Annotated in this window: 5 protein-coding genes and 1 pseudogene; 2 read left to right on the top strand and 4 right to left on the bottom strand. The window is 40.4% G+C overall.

Annotation, left to right across the window (positions count from 1 at the left end):
- Together D8Q48_RS16870 and D8Q48_RS16865 are read left to right on the top strand one after the other, a co-directional pair.
- On the top strand, positions 1-389 hold a 389-nt coding region (locus tag D8Q48_RS16870), incomplete at its 5' end, for a DDE-type integrase/transposase/recombinase (protein WP_147422758.1).
- A 51-nt stretch (positions 390-440) separates the two neighbouring features.
- Positions 441-929: pseudogene (locus tag D8Q48_RS16865) on the top strand (Crp/Fnr family transcriptional regulator); the annotation flags it as partial.
- A gap of 111 nt (positions 930-1,040) precedes the next feature.
- Here D8Q48_RS16865 and D8Q48_RS16860 read toward each other — a convergent pair.
- From D8Q48_RS16860 to D8Q48_RS16845, 4 genes are all read right to left on the bottom strand, one after another.
- Positions 1,041-2,732: an FAD-dependent oxidoreductase gene (locus D8Q48_RS16860; protein ID WP_121057379.1), complete on the bottom strand. Its 1,692-nt coding sequence runs from the start codon at positions 2,730-2,732 to the stop codon at positions 1,041-1,043.
- A gap of 1 nt (position 2,733) precedes the next feature.
- A complete protein-coding gene (locus D8Q48_RS16855; protein WP_015524982.1) occupies positions 2,734-3,054 on the bottom strand; it encodes a rhodanese-like domain-containing protein in 321 nt (106 codons plus the stop codon).
- 15 nt (positions 3,055-3,069) lie between these two features.
- Positions 3,070-3,375: a thioredoxin gene (trxA, locus tag D8Q48_RS16850; protein WP_005421612.1), complete on the bottom strand. Its 306-nt coding sequence runs from the start codon at positions 3,373-3,375 to the stop codon at positions 3,070-3,072.
- Positions 3,376-3,467: 92 nt separating this feature from the next.
- A partial coding sequence (locus tag D8Q48_RS16845) for an SDR family oxidoreductase (RefSeq protein WP_121057377.1) occupies positions 3,468-3,856 on the bottom strand: 389 nt, incomplete at its 5' end.

The following is a 3,856-nucleotide window of genomic DNA, read 5'->3' as shown; positions in this document are numbered from 1 at the left end:
TGGTTGCGAGCATAACAGACCGCAATATTACCAGTGATCTGGCGATACGCACGCTTCAAAAAGCGTTGGATTCCCAACCGAAGATTCAAGGCGAACTCATCCTGCACAGTGATCAGGGATCCCAGTTTACATCAAAGTCATTTATAGAATTCTGCAAATCTGTACATGTGACCCAGAGCATGAGCAAAGCAGGATATCCATATGACAATGCGCCGATGGAACGATATTTTAATACATTAAAAAATGAATGTACGGATCTGTATGAATATGATGAGGAGGATGCCCTCTATCGAGCTGTTGAAGAGTTTGCGTATGTTGAGTATAACTATGTTCGTCCTCACAGTTACAATGGCTATAAAACGCCTCATGAAGCGCGGGCAAGCGCATAACCACACTGATATTTTTTAGCCACAACTGTTACAAAAACGCTTGACCACAACATACTTTCAGATGAAGGACGGGAGATTACACTTTACCGTCTGTTCGATATGGATATGTGTCTTTTATCCGCCTCATGTATCATGCGGTCTATTCAATTTGAAGTAACCATTGAAGCAGAAAAAGATACGGATCTTTGGATCATCCCTGCTGAAATCTATAAGGGCATCATGAAAGAATCTGCTCCTGTCGCAAACTATACCAATGAGTTAATGGCTACCCGTTTTTCTGATGTCATGTGGCTGATTGAACAGATTATGTGGAAGAGTTTGGATAAGCGTGTTGCTTCATTTCTTTTAGAAGAAACATCCATTGAAGGAACAAATGAACTGAAAATCACTCACGAAACTATCGCAAACCATCTTGGTTCCCACAGGGAAGTTATCACTCGAATGCTTCGATACTTTCAAGGCGAAGGACTCGTCAGACTCTCTCGCGGCAAAATAACAATCCTTGATTCGAAAAGACTAGAAACACTACAAAGATCATAAAACGTTTTTTTCTCTAAAGAATCCTCCATTTATCAGAATTATGAAAGTCATTCTAATAAATGGGGGATCTTTTTATACTACAATCAAACTATAAAAATATTTTATTTATTTCTAATAATCCATACCACATGCATATGATCTTTCAATCAGTGCATGGTCATTAGCCACTGCATCATAAAAGCGGAATCCACCTGAAAAGTTGTATGTTTCATATCCATTTCCTTCCAAAATACGGCTTGCAATATAACTGCGTAGCCCACTCTGGCATATCAGGTAAACAGGCTTTCCCTTCTCAATTTCATTGATACGTTCCCTTAGTTCATCTACAGGAATGTTTTTGAATCCATCCATATGCCCCCTGTTAAATTCACCTACAGTTCTCACATCCAGCAACACAACACTTTTATCTCTAGAAATCTTATCCATATCTTCCAGATGCCATTGTTTTAAGGTACCTTTTGCTATATTGTCTATCATGAATCCTGCCATATTTACAGGATCTTTGGCAGAGGAATAAGGCGGTGCATATGCGAGATCCAAATCCTTCAGCTGGGTTGCCTTCAGCCCTGCATGAATTGCTGTTGCCAGCACATCAATACGTTTATCAACTCCTTCATATCCAATAATCTGAGCGCCAAGCAAACGATAGGTCTCTTTTTCAAAAACCACCTTCATGGTCATCACTTTTCCACCAGGATAGTAACCGGCATGACTCATAGGAGAAAGAATTACTGTATCTACCTCTAATCCTGACTTTTTGGCATTGGTTTCATTGATACCTGTAGTAGCTGCTGTCATATCAAATACTTTGATAACGGAGCTTCCCTGACTGCCCAGGTAACGACTATCACCGCCACAAATATTATCAGCGATGATTCTGCCCTGTTTATTGGCTGGTCCTGCCAAAGAAATCAGCGCATCATTACCCGTAACATAATGTTTTACCTGAACTGCATCACCTGCAGCATAAATATCCGGTACAGAGGTTTCCATTCTGTCATTCACTACAATACTTTCCTTGATGCCAAGTTCCAGGCCGGCTTCTTTTGCTAATACTGTGTCTGGTGTGACTCCGATTGCCAGAACTACCATATCAGCCTGAAGGGATGGATTATCTTTCAACAGGACCTCCACTCCGTTGTCTTTTTCTTTAAATCCTTCTACTGTATAGCCCAGTACCAGTTTTATCCCATGCTTTCTCATTTCATTATGGATCAAGGATGCCATATCCGGGTCAAAAGGGTTCATCAGCTGCTTAGGCCTCTGGACAATCGTAACATCCATGCCAAGCCCCCTCAAATTTTCAGCCAGTTCCAGACCAATAAAACCGCCCCCTGCCAATACAGCCGATTTTGGATGATTCTTATTTATATATTCCTTTATCCGAAAAGTGTCTTCTACAGTACGAAGTGTAAAAAGTTTATCAATACCTACTCCGGGAAGTCTCGGCTGTGTTGGCTTTGCACCTGGAGAGAGGATCAGCTTATCATAGTTTTCTTCAAATATCTCACCATTCTCTAAATTTTTCACTGAAACCGTTTTACGTTCCGGATGTATGGAGATAACTTCATGATGAATTTTCATGTTAATACGAAAGCGTTTAAAAAAACTCTCTGGTGTCTGTAGTGTAAGTTCTTCCGGGTCTGTGATCACGTCTCCAATATAATATGGAAGTCCACAATTTGCATAGGATATGTATCCGGATCTTTCAAACACAGTAATTTCAGCATGTTCATTCAGTCTGCGTATTCTTGCTGCAGCTGTAGCTCCTCCGGCTACACCTCCTACAATTATTACCTTCATCTTATTTTTCCACCTTTCCTGAGTAAGCTACAATGCCACCGATATTATTTACTTTAGAATATCCCATTCGTTGCAGTATCCCAGTTGCCTGGCGGCTTCGTGAACCGGAATAACAGTATACAAACAGTGGAATATCCTTATTCTTCGCTACAGAAGCAATATTGTCAAGTTGCTGCAACGGCACATTTTTACTTTCTGGTATATGTCCTTCCTGATATTCCTGCGGTGTACGTACATCCAGCAGAACTGCATCATCAGTCCTTTTATATTCTTCTATGCCTTGATTAATATTCGACTGTTTAAAGAGATCGAAAAATCCCATTAGCACACCCCCCCCCTAAAGCATTTCTAAAATCGCATTCTTAGGTCTCGCCCCTGAAACCTGCTGTACAATCTTCCCATTCTTCATAACCACTAAAGTTGGAATGCTCATAATACTGAACTTATTTGCCAGTTCAGGCTCTTCATCTACATTAATCTTTCCAACTTTAATATCTCTACGCTCACTTGCAATCTCCTCTACAATAGGTACTACCATACGGCAAGGCGCACACCAAGATGCCCAAAAATCTAAAAGAACGGGTTTATCGGAATTCAGTACTTCGTTCTGAAAATTATTTTTATTGATATTAATAGCAGACATTTTACAGTCCTCCTTATCTTTTTCTTTTTGTAGATTTATTATAGTCTTAATTTCATTTATTTTCCGTGATTACATCACCATACCTCATTAACTTAACTTCTTGCCATACCATCTACACTTAATATAACACCTGTAATGTAACTCGCCTCATCTGAAGCAAGAAACACAAACGCATTGGCAATATCTTCTGGCTGTCCAAGACGACGCAATGGAATTCTTTCAATCATAGGTTCGATAACTTCCTTTGGCACGGCCTTCATCATATCAGTTTCTGTAATCCCAGGTGCAACAGCATTAACACGAATACCTTTAGGTCCTAGTTCTCTTGCTAATGATACAGTCAATCCGTTTACCGCAAACTTCGATGCCGGATAAGCAAACCCACTTGGCTGTCCCGAAATACTCACCATGGAAGAAGTTGAGAGAATGACCCCCTTGCCTCTTGCCACCATACATTCTGCTGCTACACGAGTAGTATTAA

Source organism: Ruminococcus sp. B05 (genome assembly GCF_003628495.1).
Lineage (GTDB): Bacteria > Bacillota > Clostridia > Lachnospirales > Lachnospiraceae > Schaedlerella > Schaedlerella hominis.
This window is presented reverse-complemented; position numbering and strand designations above follow the sequence as displayed.